The organism is Gordonia westfalica (genome assembly GCF_900105725.1).
GTDB classification, from domain to species: domain Bacteria; phylum Actinomycetota; class Actinomycetes; order Mycobacteriales; family Mycobacteriaceae; genus Gordonia; species Gordonia westfalica.
This window is the reverse complement of record NZ_FNLM01000034.1, coordinates 1,752,117-1,774,263: the sequence shown is the minus strand read 5'-3', so window position 1 is coordinate 1,774,263 and position 22,147 is coordinate 1,752,117. Positions and strand designations below refer to the sequence as shown.

Below are 22,147 nucleotides of genomic sequence, written 5' to 3'. Positions count from 1 at the left end.
CGATACGCGCGCTCAGCCGCCGTGCGGGAAGGTTGCGTCCAGCGCCCGGGAGATGTCTGCGATCAGGTCGTCGGCATCTTCCAGGCCGACGGAGAAGCGGAGGTGACCCCACTCGCGGAACGGCTCGGGGTAGGCGGCGACACGAGGCCCGTCGGGGCCGACGTGGACGATCAGCGACTCGTCGTGGCCGAGTGACACCGCGGAGGTGATCACCGTCAGGGCCCCGACGAAACGGTTCTGCGTCGCCGAGTCCCCGCGGACGGCGAACGCCATCATCGCGCCGAACCCACGTCCGCCGAACTGGCGCGCCGCGAGCTCGTGTTCGGGGTGCGAGGCGAGGCCGGGGTAGCGGACGTAGGCGATGCGCGGGTCGGCGTCGAGGAAGGCCGCGACGCGTTCGGCGGTGCGCTGGTGCTGGGCGAGCCGCAGCGGGAGGGTGATGGCACCGCGGGCGATCAGCCATGCGTTGAACGGCGAGATCACGCCGCCGACGTCGACCATCGCCTCCTCTTTGATCCGGCCGATCAGCTCGGACCGCCCCAGGACGGCACCGCCCATCGCGTCACCGTGGCCGTTGATGTACTTGGTCAGCGAGTGCACGACCAGGTCGGCGCCGTCGGCGAGCGGCCGGTACAGCGGCGGCGGCGTGAAGGTCGAGTCGACGAGCAGCAGAGCGTCGCCGGAATGCGCGATGTCGGCGAGCGCCTCGATGTCCCCGACCTTGGTCGTCGGGTTCGCGATCGTCTCGACCGCCACCAGTCGCGTGTCGGGGCGCAGCGCCGCCCGCACGTTCTCGGGGTCGGTGATGTCGACGAAGGTCGCCTCGATGCCGTACTTGTTCGGCAGCAGCTCCGCCCACAGCTTCCACGTCGCCTCGTAGGTCGTGTCCGAGACGACGACGTGGTCGCCCGTCGACAGGAAGGTGAAGAACACCGCGTGCAGTGCGGCGACGCCGGAGGCCAGGACGACCGCGTCCTCGGCTTCCTCGACTGCGGCGAGTTTGTCCTGGAGCGCGACCTGATTCGCGCCGGTGTTACGCGTGTAGAACAGCTGGTCGGTACCCGACCAGCTCATCCGTTCCGGTTCGGGCGGCAGGTGATACGAATTGGCCATCGTGATGGGCGTGCGGACCGACGGACCCGACGAGTCGTTCCCGGCGTGCACACTCCGTGTCATCGCTCCGGGTGTCATCGCTCCGGTTGTCATGGCTCCGGGTGTCGTGTCACCGGTCATGCATGGGCTCCCGTCGGTTGCGGCTGTTCGGGGGTCAGCACCCCGGGCTCCGGGCCCGGCGGCACGGACGCGACGACGCGGTCCGGCAGGATGCGCTGCGCCATCCGTCCCGGGACCTTGTGCAGCTTGTCGATGTGCGTGAAGTACCGGAACTCGGCCCAGGCCCAGCAGACGGCGAAGACCAGCAGGGCGACGGCCTGCATGGTGAGCGTGTCCCACGGCCGGTGCGCGATGTGGATCGGCACGACGACCAGGGCGATCGCCTGGATGACGTAGGAGTCGAGGCTCCGGGTGCCGGTCATCACCAGCGGACGCAGCCAGTCGTGATGCCACCACCGCAGCAGCAACCGGAACACCCCGTAGAGGGCGGGGATCACCAGGTAGGCGCCGATGGCGCGGGCCGGGCGGAAGTCCAGCTTGTCGGCGATGGCGGGCTCGAGGTGCGCCCACGGGCCCGCGTCGACTCCGAAATGGAAGAACAGTGCGACCGTCACCGCCACCGCGACGATGACGATGAGCCAGCGGTCGATGAACTCGGGGACACTCCACCGGGTCCAGTTCCAGCCGATGACCACCGACGGGATGAACATGATCTGCCAGCCGGCCACGTTCTGGATGTGCGGTGCCGCCTGGTAGGCGCTGAGGTAGAACCAGTCCGGGGACCAGACCAGCGACACCGCGTACAACGCGAGGGATGCAGCGACAATCCACGCCCACCAGCCCCGTTGCAGCAGCGGGAAGAGTGCGAACGCCGAGATCATCAACACCATGTAGAGCAGGAGGATGTTCCCGCCGCTCGGCAGGTACTGCATCGTCACCGACAGCCAGATGCCGTCGGCCCAGCCGTCGACGGGCAGCAGCAGCGTCAGCCAGCGGTGTCCCTCGAGTGCCGCCGCGACGGCCACCAATGCGATCAGCAGCTGACACAGGTAGAGGACCGCGATCCGTTTGGCCAGCCGCACGTAGGCGAATCGGAGGCCGTAACGGTTGACCCAGCGCTGGTATACGAGACCCAGCACGATGCCCGAGAGCATGACGAACGCCGACATGCCGTCGACGTAGGGAAAAGCGTGGGTGGGCGACGCCAGCGGGGCGTCGGTGGCGAAGTGTGCGGTGACCATGCTCCAGATCGCCACACCGCGGGTGGCGTCGATGGCGAGATCCCGGTTTCCGGTTCCCCGCTTCACAGACCCTCGGTTCGCAGACATTGATCTGAAGATAGAGCTCACCGCGGCCCGGAGTCATCCCGGGCCGCGGTGAGTCGTGATGGAAATCGCTCTCGCGCGGTCGCCAGTGTGTATCTGGCGCGGTCGCCTAGGTGTAGAGGTCCGCGATCGCCTGCTTGTGCGCGTCGTGGATGACGTTGCGCTTGAGCTTCAGCGTCGGCGTCAGCTCACCGGTCTCGATCGAGAAGTCGGTGTCGAGGATGGTGAACTTCTTGATCGCCTCTGCGTTGGAGACCTTGGAGTTGGCCTCCTTGACCGCCGCGTCGATCTCGGCCTTCAGATCCTCGTTCTCGATCAGCGTCGAGATCGGGGTGTCGGCGGGGAGGTTGTGGCGCTCGAGCCAGCCGGGGACGGCCTCCGGGTCGATGGTGATCAGGGCGGCGATGAACGGCTTGTTGTCGCCGACCACCAGGCACTGGCTGACCATCGGATGGGCCCGGATGGTGTCCTCGAGCTGTGCGGGGGAGACGTTCTTGCCGCCGGCGGTGACGATCAGTTCCTTCTTGCGGCCGGTGATGAAGAGGTAGCCGTCGTCGAGGGTGCCGATGTCACCGGTGTGGAACCAGCCGTCGCGGATCGCATCGGCTGTCGCGGCCTCGTTCTGCCAGTACCCGCCGAACACGACCGGCCCCTTGAGCAGGATCTCGCCGTCGTCGGCGATCGCGATCGTCACGCCGGGCACGGGACGGCCGACCGAACCGACCTTCTGGTGTTCTTCGTTGTTGGCCGTGACCGCGGCCGTGGTCTCCGACAGGCCGTAGCCCTCGTAGACGGGGATGCCGACGCCGCGGAAGAAGTGGCCGAGGCGGGCGCCGAGCGGGGCGCCGCCGGAGATCGCGCCCTCACACTGGCCGCCGAGGGCGGCGCGGAGCTTGCCGTAGACGAGCTTGTCGAAAAGCGCGTGGCGGAGCTTCAGGCCGAGGCCGACCTTGCCCTGCTCCATGGCCTTGCTGTACTCGATGGCGGTTTCGGTGGCCTTCTCGAAGATCGAGCCCTTGCCGCCGTCGTAGGCCTTCTGCTTGGCCGAGTTGTACACCTTCTCGAACACGCGCGGCACCGACAGCACGTAGTGCGGCTTGAAGACGGCGAAGTCGTTGACGAGGTTCGTGATGTCGTTGGTGTGGCCGAGGATGACCCCGTTCTCCACGCTGGCCACCGCGATGATGCGTGCGAAGACATGGGCGAGCGGCAGGAACAGAAGGGTGGTCTTGCCCTCGGCCAGGCCGGCGCCGACGGCGTCACGGGTCGCGGCACATTCGGCGATGAAGTTGGCGTGGGTGAGCAGGACACCCTTCGGGCGGCCGGTGGTGCCCGAGGTGTAGATCAGGGTCGCGGCATCCGTGGACAGCGAATTCGCATGGCGACGGTCGAGTTCGTCGTCGGCGACGGTCGCGCCGCGCTTGCTCAGCGTCGGGAGTGCGTGGTCGTCGATGACCAGGGTCTCCTTGAGCGTCGGCGTCTCGTCGATCACCCGGATGTGCTTGGTGTAGTGCTCGTGGTTCTCGACGACGAGGAGCTTGGCCGCCGAATCCTCGAGGATCCACTGCACCTGATCGGGCGCCGAGGTCTCGTAGATGGCGACGGTGCACGCCCCGGCGCGCCAGATTGCGTAGTCGAGGACGGTCCACTCGTATCGCGTCGACGACAGGATCGCCACGCGGTCGCCGGGCTCGACACCCGACGCGACGAGTCCCTTGGCAACCGCGTCGACCTCGTCCGCGAAGTGCTTCGCGGTGACGTTGATCCACTGGTTGTGGGAGCGCTTGCGGAAGAGCGGCATCGTGGGCCGCTCGGTCCGGTAACGGAGGATCGAGTCGACGAGATTCGCCTTGTCGTCGATCGTCAGATCGGACGGGGTGGCGTACTGCTGCTGCATGGCACTCCTGTGACGGGCATTATCTGGACATTTCCGACGTCAGCGCCCCGGTGACCGGGGACTACGCCGTTTGAGTGGCACTGACAGTACCAGTATCCGTGTGATGCATCACACGTGCTCGCCGTAGTGGGATATTCGGTGTTCATCCGCCGGATGTGACGAGGTCGTGGCACGATGCCGACATTCTGGGGTGGGGCGATTACAGTTGAGTGCGATGAATGAGACCCGCGCATGAGTACCTCCGAACAAGGCGAGCGCAGCGCACCGGCTGACACCTCCGTGAACGACGCCCCCGGCGGTTCGTTCGACGACCTCGACATCGAACCGCGGGTCCGCGCCGCGATCACCGATGTCGGCTACGAGACCCCCTCGCCGATCCAGGCGGCCACGATCCCGCCGCTGATGAGCGGCCGCGACGTCGTCGGTCTGGCGCAGACCGGCACCGGCAAGACCGCCGCCTTCGCGATCCCGATCCTGTCGCGACTCGACACCTCGGCCCGCACGCCCCAGGCGCTGATCCTCGCGCCGACCCGTGAGCTGGCCCTGCAGGTGTCCGAGGCGTTCGGCCGCTACTCCGCGCACATGCCCGAGGTGAAGGTCCTGCCGATCTACGGCGGACAGTCCTACGGTGTGCAGCTCGCGGGTCTGCGCCGCGGCGCCCAGGTGATCGTCGGCACGCCGGGTCGCGTGATCGATCACCTCGACAAGAAGACCCTCGACATCTCCGGACTCGAGTTCCTCGTGCTCGACGAGGCCGACGAGATGCTCACGATGGGCTTCGCCGAGGACGTCGAACGCATCCTCGCCGAGACCCCGGACACCAAGCAGGTCGCCCTGTTCTCGGCGACCATGCCCAGCGCCATTCGCCGGCTCGCCCAGCGCTACCTCAAGTCGCCGGAAGAGATCACGGTCAAGTCCAAGACGGCGACCGCGCAGAACATCACGCAGCGCTATCTGCAGGTGTCCCATCAGCGCAAACTCGACGCGCTGACCCGATTCCTCGAGGTCGAGGAATTCGACGCGATGATCGTGTTCGTCCGCACCAAGCAGGCGACCGAGGAACTGGCGGAGAAGCTCCGTTCGCGCGGGCTGTCCGCGGTGGCGATCAACGGCGACCTCGCACAGGCACAGCGTGAGCGCACGATCAACCAGCTCAAGAACGGTTCGATCGACATCCTCGTGGCCACCGATGTGGCCGCGCGCGGACTCGACGTCGACCGCATCTCGCACGTCGTGAACTACGACGTCCCGCACGACACCGAGTCGTACGTGCACCGGATCGGCCGCACCGGTCGCGCCGGGCGTTCGGGCAACGCGCTGCTGTTCGTCTCGCCGCGTGAGCGTCATCTGCTCCGTGCGATCGAGCGGGCCACGCGTCAGGAGCTGACCGAGATCGGCCTGCCCAGCGTCGACGACGTGAACGCCCAGCGCGTCACGAAGTTCGCCGAGTCGATCACCCAGAACCTGTCCTCGGACAACCTGGACCTGTTCCGCGGGCTCATCGAGAACTACGCCCGTGACAACGACGTGGCGATGGCCGACATCGCTGCCGCGCTCGCGCTCGAAACCCGCGACGGGGGTTTCCTGATGTCCCCCGATCCGCCGGAATCGGAGAAGCGTGGGAACCGAGACCGCGATCGTGAGCGCACGCCGCGGCGGCCCGGGTCGAGCTTCGCGACCTACCGGATCGCGGTCGGACGCAAGCACAAGGTGTCCCCGGGCGCGATCGTCGGCGCGATCGCGAACGAGGGCGGCCTGACTCGCGGAGACTTCGGCAACATCAGCATCCGCGACGACTTCAGCCTCGTCGAGCTGCCCGACGACCTCGACAACGAGACGCTGTCGTCGCTCCGCCACACCAAGATCGGCAAGAACCCGATCGACATCCGGAAGGACCTCGGTTCCCCGCGTGCCCGCGGCGGCAAGCGCGGCGGTCCGCAGGGCGGTCGCGACAACTGGGGCAAGCGGCCGTCGCCGCGGGTCGCGGGACGCGGACGCCGCTCCTGATCGCACCCGCCGCGACCTGGGGAGCTTGTCAATCCGAGATCATTCCGTAACCTTGTGGTCGGGGGTCTTCAGGGATGGTCTTCACGATCGTGCGAACACACAGGTCGCGTCGGCCACACAACAGTCGATGAAACAGGATTGGTGAGTCACCAGTGTCAGTGGTGAGTGCGATTTCAGCAGCAGAAGCAATGGACCACAGCATGGCGGGGAACGCGGTCATGGTGGATGCGCGCCCGCAGGTGGTCAGGCACCAGGGCAGCCTGCCCGGTGCCTGGGTGGTCGATCCCAGCGAGCTCTCCGGACGTCTGCGTCCGACTCCGACGGGGACCTTTCCGGTCATCCGCGACGCCGGCGCAAGCGCGCGCCGGGAGATCGCCAGCGACACCGAGATCGCCGTGGTGTCGGTGAGTTCGGAGGCGCCGCGCATCGCCGAGCAGATCGCCGACCTGGGATACACCAACGTCCGCTACGTCGCGGGTGGCTACCGCGCGCTTCGCTCCACGACCTGAACAGCCGCATCCCGACGCGGTCTTCGGCGACACCCGGCGCGGCCGTCCGCGTTCCTCTGACCAGCACCTTGGTAGCGTAGGAACGCCGGCGACGAGAGGAAACCATCGGATGCAGGATGACACTCGCGAGACACTGCGAGACCAGGTCACCCGGCTGATGGCGTTCCTGCGGGACGTGGTCCGGTCGCGATCCGGGGACGTTCGGGACATCGACGAACACGTGGGTCACGTGTGGGTGGGGGCGTCGACGCAGATCTCCGTCCGGTCCTCGGCCGCACCGGGACAGGTCGTCGTCGAGATCGATCCCGCCGACGCCGTCCACGCGGATGTCGCACGCCTCGTCGACGAACTGACCGAGAGTCCCGAGACCCTCGAACTCGTCCTGGCGAACGCCCTCGTCACCGTCCACGAGGACGCCGGCTCCGAACCTGTCGTCCGCGAGCATCTCCTCACCCAGGCGCTCGTCGCCGACCGTGACGAGTCGGGGACGATCCGCCTGTCCCTCGGTACGGGTTCCGCGCCGACCATGCACGACACGCATCTCCTCGCCGCGGTCGACGGCCTCGAACTCGCGGGTGCGGTCAAGACCCGGACCAGACTCGCCGAGCAGCCGTCGGTCGTCGCGAACAAGGTCACCGATCTCGTGGGTGAGTGGCTGGGCGAGATCGAGATCGACGCCGAACGCGCCACCCTCGCGCTCGACATGCGACCGGCGGTCGTCCTGCGGCGCCGCGGCGTCGAGAACTCGCTGGCCTTCTACGACGCGATCATCGACGACCTGCGCGACGAGGACTCGACCGTGCCCGTCGGGTTGGCTCAGCTCGTCAAGCCGATCGACGCCGCCGACCGGCTCGCCGCGCTGGACGCCCCCGACGTGCTCTCGCCGGACCAGCTCATCGCCGACGCTCTCTTCCCGCTGCCCTCGAACGTCGACCAGCGCGACGTGTTGGTGCGGCTGGGCAACGACAGCGGCGTCGTGGTCGAGGGACCGCCCGGGACGGGCAAGACACACACCATCGCCAATGTGGCCTCGGCGCTGCTGGCCAAGGGCCAGCGTGTGCTGGTGGTCAGCGAGAAGGCGCACGCGCTGCACGTGCTGCGGGACATGCTCCCGCCCGCGCTGCGCGAACTGACGGTGTCGATCGCCGACATCACCCAGGACCATGCCGAGACCATCGTGTCGGTGGTCGAGAATCTCGCGGCACGCAGAGCGGCGTTCTCCGCGTCCGTTGCCGACGCCGAGATCGCCGACCTCGAGTCCCGCCGCGACCACGCCCTGAGCCGGCGCGACCAGATCATGCGTGAGCTGTGGGATCTCCGGGCCGGTGAGACCGAGGTCCACGAGTGGGTGGCCGGCGACTACCGCGGCACCCCCGCGGAGATCGTGCGGCAGGTCAAGCGGGACGCCGAGCGCTACGACTGGATGCCGACCGGTCTCGAGGGGGCGGTCCCGCCGCTCGACTCCGCCGAGTTCGCGCGTCTCGTCGAACTGTTGCAGGTGACCGGCGGCGACACGGGCCGGCTCACCCAGCGGTTCCCCGACCTCGCCGACCACCTGCCCGAGCCCGGCGAGGTGGACGCGGTGTGCGCGCGGATCGCCGCACGCCCCCACGAGCCTCTGAGCGGTGCCGGGTCGTTGCTCCCGGCGCTGGACGGCGTCGACAGCGAACGACTCCTCGCCATCAAGGACCTCTGCGAACAGCTGGGTGTGTCCGCCGCCGAGGTGTCGTCGTTCCCCGCACCGATGGTCGACATGGCCGATCGGCTGCTGGCCGGAGATGCATCCCATCTGTGGTCACGGGTGACCACCCTGTCCCCGGTGATCGCCGAGGCCGCCCGCCGCGACCGCGACCTGGGCGCCCACACGGTCCTCGTCGAGGGCGACCGTCCGGGCGATGCGGCGTTGTTCGACGCGGCCGCGGACCACCTGGCGGACGGCGGTCAGTGGCGCGGACGCCTGCGCCGATCCGCTCAGCAGCGCGCGGTCGAGGAATCGCCGGTGCGGGCGACCGTCGACGGTCGGATCCCGGCCGACGAGGCGTCGCTGCGACGCGTGGCCGACCACCTGACGGTCGTCGACGCGGTACAGCAGGTCCACACCATCCTGGCCGATCTCCATGTGCCGGTCGACGCCTCCGGGCCCCGGTCCGCGCAGGTCGATCAGCTCGTCCGTCTCGACTCGCAGCTCGCCTGGATCTCGCGGTTGATCACCGGACGTGACCGTCTCGTCCACGAGCTCGAGGCCATCGGTCCCGGCGGTGCGCGACCCCGCAGCGTCGCCGAGATCGCGGAGGTCGCGAAACAGGCGGGGTCGATCGCCGCTGCCAACGACGCCGCCCTGGCCGAACGCGAGCTGGCCGACTGGACCTATGGACTGGCCGCCGAACTGGAGAAGGGCCCCTCGCCCGAGGGCGACGCCCTGCTCGCGGCGCTCGGCACCGCCGATGCCGCCGGGATCCGCTCGGCGCGCCGGGCTTTCGTCAAGGCCCGGGAACAGGCCCACGCCGAGACCTCGCTCGATCTCCTCGAACTGCGTCTGAAGAGCCGCGCCCCGGAGTTGGCCAGGACGATCTGGGCGACACCGTCCGATCCGGTCTGGTCCGACCGTGCACGCGAGATGAGTGCCGCCTGGGCGTGGCGGTACGCCCACACCTGGGTGTCCGAACGCAGCGACCCGCATTCCGAAGCCCGGATCCAGGCCGACCTCGACGCCCTCGAGGTCGACATCGCCCAGCTGACCACCCGCCTCGCCTCGGCACGTGCCTGGCGGGAGCTGCTGGTGCGCACCACGACCGGCGAGATACAGGCGCTGCAGTCCTACCGCGACCACATGATCAATCTCGGCAAGGGATCAGGTAAGCACGCCAACCGGTTCCGTCGTGCCGCACGCGAGGCGATGGCGGTGGCGCAGAACGCGATCCCGGCCTGGATCATGTCGATCAACCAGGTGGCGGAGACGCTTCCGCCACGGCGGCACTCCTTCGACGTCGTCATCGTCGACGAGGCGTCACAGGCCGACATCACCAGTTCCTTCCTGCTGTGGCTCGCCCCGCGGATCATCGTCGTCGGCGACGACAAGCAGTGTGCCCCGGTGGGACTCGCGGGTACCACGCTCGACGACGCCTTCGCCGAACTGGATGCGGCGCTCCCGGATCTGCCGACCTACCTCCGGGACGGGCTGACGCCGCGGTCGAGCCTGTTCTCGTTGCTCCGCAGCCGGTTCGGCAACGTCGTCGGGCTGCGGGAGCACTTCCGGTCGATGCCGGAGATCATCGAGTTCTCGTCGCAGCAGTTCTACGGTAAGGCGCCGCTGATCCCGGTGCGGCAGTACGGCTCCGACCGGCTCGAACCGTTGCGGACGGTCGCCGTCGACGGCGAGGCCACCGGCAGCGGATCGGGCCTCGTCAACGACGCCGAGGTCGAGGCGATCGTGAGTTCGCTGCGCACCTGCCTGGCCGATCCCGCCTACGACGGCCGGGATTTCGGCGTGATCGCGTTGCAGGGCACCAAACAGGCGGAGGCCCTCGAGCGAGCCCTGCGGAACGGACTCGACGCCGAGGCGTGGCGCACCCGCCGAATCCGGGTGGGGACACCGCCGGACTTCCAGGGCGATGAGCGTCGCGTCATCTTCCTGTCGATGGTGGTCTCCGACCCGACAGCCATCTCGGCCCTGACCCGCGCGGAGTCGCAGCGTCGGATCAACGTCGCGGCCACCCGTGCGATGGATCAGGTCTGGCTGTTTCACTCGATCGGTGTGGATGACCTGCGGCACAACGATCTCCGATACTCGTTGCTGTCCTACTTCACCGCCAACGAGGGGCTCACGATCAGTCCGATGCCGACCGACGTGCCCGACGACCGCCGCGTCGAGCCGTTCGACAACCTGCTCGAACAGCGGGTGTTCAACCGCCTCGCGGCACTCGGCTATCACGTCACCCCGAAGGTGACCGTGAACAACCGGGTCATCGACCTGGTGGTTCTCGGGGCCGACGCGCGGATGGCCGTCGAATGTGATCCCGATGCGTTCCCGGGGACCGGGCGCCAGGCCCGCTCGGATCTGGAGCGCGAGCGTGAATTGCGGCGCTGCGGCTGGGAATTCGCCCGGGTTCGGGAGTCGGAGTTCGAATTCGATCCGGATCGGGTGATCGACGCGGTCGCCGCGGCCCTCGAGGCGCGCGGGTGTAAGCCCGGGTCGCTCACCGCACGGCCGGCGGCCGAGGGCGCGCCCGCGTGGACCCCGATCGATCTGACCGCGGGGGAGTGACGCGCAGGGGCCCTCAGCCCAGCGCGCGTACCAGAGCCGGTAGCCCCTCGGCGGCCGGGACTCGCAGACTGTGGGTGGCGAACTCCGTCACCGACGACTCGGCGGGGTTGAACTCGATGACCGGGATGCCTTCGCGGACAGCACGTTCGGGCAGCGAGGCGGCCGGGTACACGATACCGCTGGTGCCGACGACGATGACCACCTCACCCGCCCGGAACGCCTGATCGGCGCGCTGCCAGTCGTCGGCCGGCAGCGCTTCACCGAACCAGACGACCCCCGGGCGGACATCGCCGCCGCAGTGCGGACAGATCGGCGGTGTCACCCGGGTTTCGGTGTGCTCGGTGTCGGGGTCGGTCGCGGAGGGATGCGCGTCCGGGCCGTCGTAGGGAGTGCCGCACACCGAGCAGCGCGGCGCGAAGAGGCTGCCGTGGAGGTGGCTCACCACATCGCTTCCGGCACGCTCGTGCAGGTCGTCGACGTTCTGGGTCACCACCATGACGGTGCGGGAGGCGCCGAGTTCGGCGAGCGCCCGGTGTCCCGCGTTCGGTTCGGCGGCGAGGACTTCGCGGGCGCGCCACCGGTACCAGCCCCAGACGAGGGCGGGGTCGCGTTCCCACGCCTCCGGGGTCGCGAGCTCGGCCGGATCGAAGGTCTCCCACAGTCCGGTCCGGGCGTCGCGGAAGGTCGCGATGCCGCTCTCGGCCGACATCCCGGCCCCGCTGAAAACGGTGATCCAGTCGGCGTCGCGGACGAGCTCGATCACGGCCTCGGGGATGGCCGCCCCCGTCACCCCGCGGCCTCGAGCGACGCGCGGACGAGGTCGGCCGTTTCGTCGGGGTTCGGGTCGCGGCGGACGACCAGGCCCTTCGCGAAGCTGAGCTTGTCGCCCTCGTGGCGGGGCACGACGTGGAGGTGGGTGTGGAAGACGGTCTGGAACGCGGCCCGGCCGTCGTTGAGGGCCAGGTTCACCCCGTCCGCGGCCATCGGCCCGGCCTTCAGCGCCGATGCGACCCGGTGGCCGGCGGCGAACAGCGCCGCCCCGACGGCCGGGTCGAGGTCGTCGAGGCCCGCCGAGTGGATGCGGGGGACGAGCAGGGTGTGCCCGCGGGTGACCGGTCGGATGTCGAGGAAACCGACGACGTCGTCGTCGGAGTAGACGATCCGGCCCGGAGCCGTGCCCGCGACGACGGCGCAGAAGATGCAACTGCTCATGGCCCGACTCTAGGGCACGGCCTCGGCGGCTCGGGGCAGCCGCCGGAGCCGGTGGACCCGCCGACCGGCAGGAGCGTGGTCCGGATCACATCACGGTTTCATAACGGTTGACCGAGCGCGCGCTCGGCGTCCTGCATACCCTCGGGTATGTTGCCTGGCCTGGCGGTTTCTCGACCCTTCGTACGGTCGTTGACATGGTGCTCCAAGTTACCCGCGGGGTTACTCATGGGTATACCGACAGGTCACCCGGAAACATGAGGAATCCCTCACTTTCGTGTGTCATCATGGGTGTCACGTTCACGTCGTAGACGACTTCTCCGCGAGCTGGGGATCGTCAATGTCCTTGTATGGCAGGCGTGTTCACCAGTTGTACCAGTTTGCACGTATCAGGCAGGGCCGCCCCGGTCGTTCACGCCTGCGATGCCGCCGGTGTCGTGGACGACCCTCCGTTCTCATCGACGAGGATTCGCCGGGCTCCCACCTGCACCCAGACACATCGCCGGCGCTCGCGCCGGCACATAGACACTCCGCCGACCACCGAGACCGACCACCACAGAGGAGTACTCGTGACCGTCGACCAGTTCCGCACCGGCTCGCAGGGCGCCGCCAACGCCGACCGCCCCACCACCACGCTCATCGACCGGCTGGCCCACGGGGAGCCCTACGCGATCAGTTTCGGCGGTCAGGGCGGTGCGTGGTTGCCGACGCTGGCCGAACTGGTCGTCGACGCCGATCTCGAACACCGGATCGCCGACATCGTGGAGGCCGCCGAGCGGCTCGTCGGGCCCGTCGCCGACGACCTCGTCGTCGCGCGCGCCGACGGCTTCCACCCGCTCGCATGGGTCCATGCGCACGACGCCGGTGAAGAGGTGCCGTCCGAGGCCGCGCTCGCCGACTTCACCCTCTCGGGTCCCGGTGTGCTGCTGACCCAGCTGGCCGCCGTCGAGGCGCTCCGCAAGCAGGGACTCGACACCGCCGCTCTTGCGCCCAACGCCGTCATCGGACACTCACAGGGCTCGCTGGCCACCGACGCCGTCGGAGCCGACGGGAGCGCCGCGGAGGCCGGGCAGGGCCTGCTGCTCGCCGTCGCCCATCTCATCGGTGCCGCCGGCTCGCTGATCGCACGCCGTCGCGGACTCGGTGTCACCACCGACGGCACCCCCATGCTCGCGGTCAACAACGTCACCCCGGCGCGCGTCGACGAGATCCTGGCCCGGTACCGCGCCGGCCTGCCCGAGAGCGACCTGGCCACCGCGCCCGTGGTGTCGATCAAGAACAGCCGCAACGCCCTCGTGCTCTCCGGCGCACCGCGCCACCTCGCCGGCTTCGTCGCCCTCTGCGAGCGCATCGCCGCCGAAGAGGCCGACGAGCGCAAGCGCAAGCTGACCGGCGGCGCTCCGTTCGCCCCGAAGTTCGACCAGCTGCAGGTGTCGGTCGCCTTCCATCACCCGAACATGGCCGAGGCCGTCGAACTCGTCGGTGAGTGGGCCGACCGCTGCGGCATCGACCGCGAGCTCGCCACCCGTCACGCCCACGACATCCTCGTCGCGCACGTCGACTGGGTCTCCTCGGTCGACGAGGTCGTCGCGGGCGGCGCCAAGTGGATCCTCGACTTCGGTCCCGGCGACATCGCGACCCGTCTCACCGCCTCGCTCGTCCGCGGCCAGGGCGTCGGACTCGTCCCCGCGGCCCTGCGCGTCGGCCAGCGCAACCTCTTCAGCCCGGGCGGCGTCCCCGAGGTCGCCGCACCGTGGTCGCAGTTCGCCCCGACCCTCGCCGAGCTGCCCGACGGCCGGACCGTCGTCGAGACCGCGTTCACCCGCCTCACCGGCCGGTCGCCGATGCTGCTCGCGGGCATGACCCCGACCACCGTCGACCCGGCGATCGTCGCCGCCGCCGCCAACGCCGGCCACTGGGCCGAGCTCGCCGGCGGTGGTCAGGTCACCGAGGAGATCTTCGCCCGCAACATCGCCACCCTCACCGACCTGCTCGAGCCGGGCCGTGAGGCGCAGTTCAACGCGCTGTTCCTCGACCCCTACCTGTGGAAGCTGCAGCTGGGCGGCAAGCGCATCGTGCAGAAGGCCCGCGCCCAGGGTGCGCCGCTCGACGGCGTGATCGTCTCGGCAGGCATCCCGGAACTCGAGGACGCGGTCGCACTGGTCGACGAGTTCGTCGAGGCTGGACTCCGTTTCGTCGCCTTCAAGCCGGGCACCGTCGAGCAGATCCGCTCGGTCGTGCGGATCGCCAACGAGGTTCCGCAGCACCCGATCATCGTGCAGATCGAGGGCGGCCGCGCCGGCGGCCACCACTCGTGGGAGGACCTCGACGACCTGCTGCTGGCCACCTACGGCGAGCTCCGTGCCCGCCCCAACGTCGTCATCTGCGTCGGCGGTGGCGTCGGCACCCCGGAGCGGGCGAGCGAATACCTGACCGGTGTCTGGTCGACCGCGTACGGCTACCCGCAGATGCCGCTCGACGGCATCCTCATCGGCACCGCGGCGATGGCCACCAAGGAGGCCACCACGACGCCCGAGGTCAAGCAGCTCCTCGTCGACACCGCCGGAATCGATGAGTGGATCGGGGCAGGCCACGCGACCGCCGGAATGGCCTCCGGCCGTTCGCAGCTCGGCGCCGACATCCACGAGGTCGACAACACCGCGTCCCGTTGCGGCCGTCTGCTCGACGAGGTCGCCGGTGACGCCGACGCCGTCGCCGCCCGCCGCGACGAGATCATCGCGGCGATGGCGAACACCGCCAAGCCGTACTTCGGCGACGTCGCCACGATGACCTACCGCGAATGGCTCGACCGTTACGCCACCCTCGCGGTCGGCGACGCCAACGGCGATCAGCACCCGTGGGCCGACATCACCTGGCAGCAGCGCTTCGTCGAGATGCTGCAGCGCACCGAGGCCCGCATGCACCCGCAGGACTCGGGACCCATCCCGACCATGTTCGCCGAGCTGTCCGCCACCGACGATCCGCATGCCGCGATCGACGCGCTGGGCAGCGTCTACCGCGAGATCGACACCGACATCCTGCATCCCGCGGATGTCGCGTTCTTCCTCGAGCTCTGCCGCACCCCGGGCAAGCCGGTCAACTTCGTGCCGGTCATCGACAAGGACGTGCGCCGCTGGTGGCGCAGTGACTCCCTGTGGCAGGCACACGACGCCCGCTACGGCGCCGACGCCGTGTGCGTCATCCCGGGCCCGGTGGCCGTCGCCGGCATCACGCGCGTCGACGAGCCGGTCGGCGAGCTGCTGGACCGCTTCGAGGCGCAGGTCGTCACCGATCTGCTGACCGCCGGTGTGCGTTCGGCGCAGGTCGCCTCGCGTCACCACGCGGGACTGGTCCCCGACGCCGGTGTCCTGACCGCCGTCCTCGAATCCGACGACGTGAGCTGGGCGGGGCGGATCGTCCCGAACCCGGTCGCACTTCTCGGTGAGCGCGAAGCCTGGTCGGTCGTCGCTCCCGAGCGCGCCGAGCACGAGCCCACGGGTGCCGTGATCGAGCAGGCCGATTCGGTGAACGGCGTCGTCCGTTTCGATCTCGTCGTCCCGATCTCCGGTGCCGCCGTGCGTATCCCGTTGCTCGCCGGTCACGGCCTGCGGGACGGCGGAGCGCCGGTCGTCGGACTCGACGAGGCGGCCGGTGCGATGACGGAGATCCTCACGGTCGCCGCGGGCGGCGACCTCGCCGAGGTGACCGACGGGACCGCATCCACGACCATCACCTGGCAGCCGGACTCGGTGGCCGACCACGCGTCGGTGACCGGCTTCTCCCTGCCCGCGCACCTGCGCCCGACCACCCCGACCGAACCCTTCGGCTTCGCCGTCCCCGACACCCTGGTCGGCGCCTGCTGGCCCAGCGTGTTCAGCGTCATCGGTGCCGCCCGTACCGAGACCGGTGCGCCGGTCGTCGAAGGTCTGCTCGACCTGGTCCACCTCGACCATGCGATCGAACTGACCGGCCAGATCCCCACGGAGACCGCCGAACTGACGGTGATCGCACGCACCGGAGCCGTCCGCGACTCCGACGTCGGACGCGTCGTCGAGGTCTCGGTCGAGATCTCGGGACCCGCCGGACCGATCGCCACGCTCGAGGAGCGATTCGCGATCCGCGGTCGCCTCGGCGCCGCCGAGCTCACCGACCCGCTGCGGGCCGGTGGTGCCGCGCGGACCGAACAGTCGGCCACCCGCAAGCTGCTCCGCTCGGCCACCATCACCGCGCCGAACCGCATGCACGGCTTCGCCGTCGTCTCCGGTGACCGCAACCCGATCCACACCGACGCCTCGGCCGCCAAGCTGGCCGGACTCGGTGACCCGATCGTGCACGGCATGTGGCTGTCGGCCGCCGCGCAGCAGGTCGTCACCGCGACCGACTCCAAGAATCCGACCCCGTCGGCCCGTCCGCTGATCGGCTGGACGGCACGCTATCTCGGCATGGTCCGCCTCGGCGACACCATCACCGTGCGCGTCGACCGCGTCGGCCTCGACAACGGCCGCGAGGTCGTGGAGGTCAGCGCGAAGGTCGGTGACAACCTCGTCATGAGCGCCACCGGTCTGCTGGCCGCGCCGCGCACCGTCTACGCGTTCCCGGGCCAGGGCATCCAGAGCAAGGGCATGGGCCTCGACGCGCGCTCGCGATCGAAGGCCGCGCGCAAGATCTGGGACCGCGCCGACAAGCACACCCGCAAGGCACTCGGGTTCTCGATCCTGGCCGTCGTGCGGGACAACCCGACGACCCTCGTCGCCAACGGCACCACCTACAACCACCCCGACGGCGTGCTGTACCTGACGCAGTTCACCCAGGTCGCCATGGCGACCCTCGGTGTCGCGCAGATCGCCGAACTCAAGGAGGCCGGCGGCTTCGTCGAGGGTGCCATCACCTGCGGCCATTCGGTCGGCGAGTACAACGCCCTCGCGGCCTGCGCCGGCGTCCTGCCGCTCGAGGCCGTCCTCGAGGTCGTGTTCCAGCGCGGCGAGGCCATGCACCACCTCGTCCCGCGAGATGAGCAGGGCCGCAGCGATTACCGCATGGCCGCGATCCGTCCGAGCCAGTTCGGGCTGGCCGACGCCGATGTGACCGGCTTCGTCTCCGGGCTCGGTGAACAGGTCGGGGAGTTCCTCGAGGTCGTCAATCTCAACCTGCTCGGCTCGCAGTACGCGATCGCCGGCACGGTCCGCGGCCTGGAGCACCTAGAAGCCGAGATCGACCGTCGCCGTGCCGAATTCGGTGGCAAGCGCGCCTTCATCCTGATCCCGGGTATCGACGTCCCGTTCCACTCGACCGTCCTGCGGGCCGGTGTGCCGGAGTTCCGCGGCAAGCTCGCCGAGCTGCTCCCGCAGGACATCGACATCGACATCCTGATCGGTCGCTACATCCCGAACCTGGTGCCGCGCCTGTTCAACCTCGGACGCGACTTCGTCGAGGAGATCGCGGCCCTCGTGCCGTCCGATCCGCTGAACGAGGTCCTGGCCGACTGGGACACCTGGTCCGCCAAGCCCACCGAGCTGGCCCGCGTCATCCTGATCGAGCTGCTCGCATGGCAGTTCGCGAGCCCGGTGCGCTGGATCGAAACCCAGGACCTGCTGTTCAGCGGTCCGGAGCGCAACGGTCTCGGTGTGCAGCGCTTCGTCGAGATCGGCCTGAAGGGTGCTCCGACCCTGACCGGTCTGGCGAACAACACCCTCAAGCTCGACGACTACGCCGCGGCCACCACCGAGGTCGTCAACGTCGAACGGGACTCCGACGTGATCCTGGCCAAGGACGCCGGTCACGAGCCCGACGACGACGAGATCGAGGCTCCGGCAGCGGCTCCCGCCGCCGAGACCGCTGCGGCACCGGCACCGGCCGCTCCCGCGGCTCCGGCAGCCCCCGCCGGCGGCCCGCGTCCCGACGACATCGCGTTCACCCCGTCTGATGCGGTGAAGTCCGTGATCGCGCTGTGGACCAAGATGCGCGTCGACCAGATCGGTGCGGCCGACACCATCGAGGCGCTGTGCGACGGTGTGTCCTCACGTCGCAACCAGCTGCTGCTCGACATCGGCGGCGAGCTCGGGCTCGGCGCGATCGACGGTGCGGCCGAGGCGGACATGGTGGCGCTGGCGTCGACCGTCGAGACGCTCGCCCGCGGCTACCGGCCGCTGGGTGCGGTCCTGACCGACGCCGTCAGCGACCAGATCCGCAAGGTCCTCGGCCCGGTGGGCAAGCGCCAGAACTACATCACCGACCGGGTCGCCAACGTGTGGCAGCTCGGACCGGGCTGGGGCCTGCACACGACCGTCGCACTCGCCCTGGGCACCCGGGACGGTGCCTCGGTCCGCGGTGAGGCGCTGGGCAACCTGCTCGACGGCCCGGTGGCCAACGCCGATGCCCTCGACGCGCTGATCGACAAGGCCGTCGCCGCCGTGGGTGCCGAGAAGGGCATCGCGGTGAGCAAGCCCGCCGGCGAATCCGCAGGTGGCGCAACGGTCGACGCGGCGGCTCTCGGTGAGTTCACCGAGCAGATCACCGGTCGTTCGGGTGCGCTCGCCTCGGCGGCGTACACGGTGCTGGAGAAGCTGGGACTCGCCGAGGTCGCCGACCTCGCCGAGGCCGCGGCCGACCCCAACGCCGAGCTCGCCGAGCTCGTCAGCGCCGAACTCGGATCGGACTGGGCGCGTACCGTCGCACCGGCGTTCGACGCCGCGAAGGTCGTCCTGATCGACGATCGGTGGGCGACCGCCCGTGAGGATCTCGTCCGTCTCTGGCTCACCGACGAGCACGACCTCGACGCCGACTTCGAGGAGGTCGTCGGCGGGTTCGCGGGAGCCGGTGACACCGTCGCCGAGCACGCGACCTGGTGGCAGGGCAAGGCCCTGGCGAACGGAAACGCCGTGCACGCCCGCGTCTTCGGTGCGATCGCACACGCCGCCGAGAACCCCGAGAAGGGGATCCACAGCCGCGAGATCGCCGTCGTCACCGGCGCCAGCAAGGGATCGATCGCCGCAGGCGTGGTGGCCGGTCTGCTCGCGGGTGGCGCGACCGTCATCGCGACGACGTCGCGACTGAACTCCGATCGCCTCGCCTTCTACAAGAAGCTCTACCGCGAGAACGCCCGCGCCGGCGCGGCGCTGTGGATCGCCCCGGCGAACATGGCCTCGTACAACGACGTCGACGACCTGGTCGAGTGGGTCGCCGCGGAACAGACCGAGAATCTCGGCGGCACGACCGCCGTGGTGAAGCCGGCCATGAAGCCGACGATGCTGTTCCCGTTCGCCGCCCCGCGGGTGGCCGGTGATCTCACCGACGCCGGCGCTCGCGCCGAACTCGAGATGAAGGTCCTGCTCTGGTCGGTCGAGCGGCTCATCGCCGGTCTGGCGGAGGTCCACTCCGACCACGACATCGCGGCCCGCCTCCACGTCGTCCTGCCGGGTTCCCCGAACCGCGGCATGTTCGGTGGCGACGGCGCCTACGGCGAGAGCAAGGCCGCCCTCGACGCGCTCGTCACCCGCTGGTCGGCGGAGGAGTCGTGGGGATCGAAGACCACCCTGGCGCACGCCCTCATCGGCTGGGTGCGGGGCACCGGTCTGATGGGCCACAACGACGGCATGGTCGACGCGGTCGAGGCCGCCGGAGTGCGCACCTGGAGCACCGACGAGATGGCCGCCAACCTGCTGACGCTGTGCACGCCCGAACAGCGTGCGTCCGCGGTGACCGCGCCGGTCCTGGCCGACTTCACCGGCGGGCTCGACGCCTCGACCGACCTCAAGGCGCTCGCGGCCACCGCCGCAGCGGCTGCCGAGGCCGACGAGGATGCCGACTCGGCACCGGCCAAGACCACCGTCGCAGCACTCCCGGCACCCGCCCGCGCACCGCGCAGCATGCGTCCGGAGTGGCCGTCGATCGACGCGCGTCCCGAGGACCTGGTTGTCATCGTGGGTGCCGGCGAGCTCGGCCCGTACGGTTCGGCGCGCACCCGTTTCGAGATGGAGGTCGACGAGAAGCTCTCGGCGGCAGGCGTTCTCGAGCTCGCGTGGAACACCGGTCTGATCCACTGGGATTCGGCTCCCAAGCCGGGCTGGTACGACACCGAGTCCGGTGATCCGGTGCCGGAGAGCGAGATCGCCGAGCGCTACCACGACGAGGTCGTGTCGCGGTGCGGTATCCGCCGCTACGCCGACGACGGCGCGATGGTCGACAACACCTCGCCGCTGCTGACCTCGGTGTTCATCGACGAGGACCTGACCTTCACGGTCAACTCCGAGGCCGAGGCCCGCGCGTTCGCGAGTGCCAACCCCGACAAGACGCGCGTCACGCAGAACCCCGACGGCGACTGGCAGGTCACCCGACTGGCCGGCACGGAGATCCGGGTGCCGCGCAGGTTCGCGCTGACCCGCACGGTCGGCGGTCAGATCCCGACCGGATTCGACCCGACCCGCTGGGGCGTCAGCCCGGACATGGTCGAGTCGATCGACCGGGTCGCGCTGTGGAACCTGGTCGCCACGGTCGACGCATTCCTCTCGTCCGGCTTCACGCCGAGCGAGCTGATGCGGTGGGTGCACCCCGGCCTCGTGGCCAACACCCAGGGCACCGGCATGGGCGGCATGGCCTCGATGCGAGACCTGTACGTCAACACGCTGCTCGGTGAGGCGAACGCCAACGACATCCTGCAGGAGGCGCTGCCGAACATCGTTGCCGCACACGTCGTCCAGTCGTACGTGGGCAGCTACGGCGCGATGATCCACCCGGTCGCGGCCTGCGCCACGGCGGCGGTGTCGGTCGAGGAGGGCGTCGACAAGATCCGCCTCGGCAAGGCGCTCTTCGCGGTGGCCGGCGGCTTCGACGACCTCGGCATCGAGGGCATCGTCGGCTTCGGTGCGATGTCGGCGACCGCCGATTCGGCGAAGATGACCGCTCGCGGCATCGACGACCGCCGGTTCTCGCGGGCCAACGACCGCCGACGCGGCGGGTTCGTCGAGTCGGCCGGCGGCGGCACGATCCTGCTCGCCCGCGGCGATGTCGCGGCGCAGATGGGTCTGCCCGTCCTCGGTGTGGTGGCCTGGGCGCAGAGCTTCGGCGACGGCGTTCACACCTCGATCCCGGCGCCGGGCCTCGGTGCACTGGGCGCAGCTCGCGGGGCGCTGTCCTCGCCGCTGGCCAACGCACTGAACGCGCTCGGGGTCACCGCCGACGACGTCGCGCTGGTCTCCAAGCACGACACGTCGACGAACGCCAACGATCCCAACGAGTCCGAGCTGCACGAGCGGCTCGCGTCGGCGATCGGACGCGGCACGGGTGCTCCGTTGTTCGTGGTGTCGCAGAAGTCGCTCACCGGCCATGCCAAGGGCGGTGCCGCCGCCTTCCAGCTGATCGGTCTGTGCCAGATGCTCCGCGACGGCGTCATCCCGCCGAACCGCAGCCTGGACTGCGTCGACGAGAAGATGAAGGAGTACCCGCACCTGGTCTGGCCGCGTGAGACCCTGCAGCTCGGCGAGCGGTTCCCGCTCAAGGCCGGTCTGCTGACCAGCCTCGGCTTCGGTCACGTGTCCGGGCTCATCGCGGTCGTCCATCCGGAGGCCTTCATCGCCTCACTGGCACCCGAGGAGCGGGAGATCTACCGTCAGCGCGCCGACGAGCGCGCGCGTCTGGGCAGCCAGCGCTTCCTGCAGTCGATCTGCGGTGGCGAGCCGGCCTACCAGCGCCCGCCGAACCGTCGCTTCGACGAGGCGGTCGACGAGCATGACGCCGAGGCCGGTATGCTCCTCGATCCGTCGGTGCGTCTCGACTCCGCGGATGTGTACGGCAGCGGTCCGGTCGCGGAAAGCCGGTGACGGCAAGG

At 69.6% G+C, this 22,147-nt stretch carries 9 protein-coding genes; 4 read left to right on the top strand and 5 right to left on the bottom strand.

The window, feature by feature from the left end; genetic code table 11:
* Nucleotides 1-12 precede the first annotated feature (12 nt).
* From BLU62_RS13465 to BLU62_RS13455, 3 genes are all read right to left on the bottom strand, one after another.
* Complete coding sequence (locus BLU62_RS13465) at nt 13-1,176, bottom strand: trans-sulfuration enzyme family protein (RefSeq protein WP_425284560.1); 1,164 nt, start codon at nt 1,174-1,176, stop codon at nt 13-15.
* Between the two features lie 53 nt (nt 1,177-1,229).
* Nucleotides 1,230-2,441, bottom strand: a complete 1,212-nt coding sequence (gene opgC / locus BLU62_RS13460; protein WP_074850034.1) for an OpgC domain-containing protein — start codon at nt 2,439-2,441, stop codon at nt 1,230-1,232.
* Nucleotides 2,442-2,547: 106 nt separating this feature from the next.
* Nucleotides 2,548-4,335 (bottom strand): AMP-dependent synthetase/ligase, encoded by a 1,788-nt coding sequence (locus BLU62_RS13455; RefSeq protein ID WP_074850033.1) that lies wholly within the window; start codon nt 4,333-4,335, stop codon nt 2,548-2,550.
* A gap of 231 nt (nt 4,336-4,566) precedes the next feature.
* On the opposite strand from BLU62_RS13455, the gene BLU62_RS13450 reads away from it, so the two are divergent.
* From BLU62_RS13450 to BLU62_RS13440, 3 genes are all read left to right on the top strand, one after another.
* Complete coding sequence (locus BLU62_RS13450; RefSeq protein WP_074850032.1) at nt 4,567-6,342, top strand: DEAD/DEAH box helicase; 1,776 nt, start codon at nt 4,567-4,569, stop codon at nt 6,340-6,342.
* A gap of 152 nt (nt 6,343-6,494) precedes the next feature.
* The gene (locus BLU62_RS13445) at nt 6,495-6,851 is read left to right on the top strand and encodes a rhodanese-like domain-containing protein (RefSeq protein WP_074850031.1); all 357 of its coding nucleotides are present in this window, start codon (nt 6,495-6,497) and stop codon (nt 6,849-6,851) included.
* A 109-nt stretch (nt 6,852-6,960) separates the two neighbouring features.
* Nucleotides 6,961-11,115, top strand: a complete 4,155-nt coding sequence (locus tag BLU62_RS13440) for an AAA domain-containing protein (protein WP_074850030.1) — start codon at nt 6,961-6,963, stop codon at nt 11,113-11,115.
* 13 nt (nt 11,116-11,128) lie between these two features.
* Here BLU62_RS13440 and BLU62_RS13435 read toward each other — a convergent pair whose 3' ends face one another.
* Nucleotides 11,129-11,905: an SIR2 family NAD-dependent protein deacylase gene (locus BLU62_RS13435; protein ID WP_074850029.1), complete on the bottom strand. Its 777-nt coding sequence runs from the start codon at nt 11,903-11,905 to the stop codon at nt 11,129-11,131.
* Nucleotides 11,902-12,327, bottom strand: coding sequence for an HIT family protein (locus BLU62_RS13430; protein ID WP_074850028.1), 426 nt, complete (start codon nt 12,325-12,327; stop codon nt 11,902-11,904). The genes BLU62_RS13435 and BLU62_RS13430 overlap by 4 nt, the downstream gene beginning before the upstream one ends.
* Before the next feature lie 566 nt (nt 12,328-12,893).
* Here BLU62_RS13430 and BLU62_RS13425 point away from each other — a divergent pair.
* A complete protein-coding gene (locus tag BLU62_RS13425) occupies nt 12,894-22,139 on the top strand; it encodes a type I polyketide synthase (RefSeq protein WP_074850027.1) in 9,246 nt (3,081 codons plus the stop codon).
* Nucleotides 22,140-22,147 lie beyond the last annotated feature (8 nt).

What these genes read in the sequence shown, in the direction of transcription:
- BLU62_RS13465 (WP_425284560.1), bottom strand. Translation starts at nt 1,176, where the DNA reads ATGACACGGAGTGTGCACGCCGGGAACGACTCGTCGGGTCCGTCGGTC.
- opgC (WP_074850034.1), bottom strand. Translation starts at nt 2,441, where the DNA reads ATGTCTGCGAACCGAGGGTCTGTGAAGCGGGGAACCGGAAACCGGGAT.
- BLU62_RS13455 (WP_074850033.1), bottom strand. Translation starts at nt 4,335, where the DNA reads ATGCAGCAGCAGTACGCCACCCCGTCCGATCTGACGATCGACGACAAG.
- BLU62_RS13450 (WP_074850032.1), top strand. Translation starts at nt 4,567, where the DNA reads ATGAGTACCTCCGAACAAGGCGAGCGCAGCGCACCGGCTGACACCTCC.
- BLU62_RS13440 (WP_074850030.1), top strand. Translation starts at nt 6,961, where the DNA reads ATGCAGGATGACACTCGCGAGACACTGCGAGACCAGGTCACCCGGCTG.
- BLU62_RS13430 (WP_074850028.1), bottom strand. Translation starts at nt 12,327, where the DNA reads ATGAGCAGTTGCATCTTCTGCGCCGTCGTCGCGGGCACGGCTCCGGGC.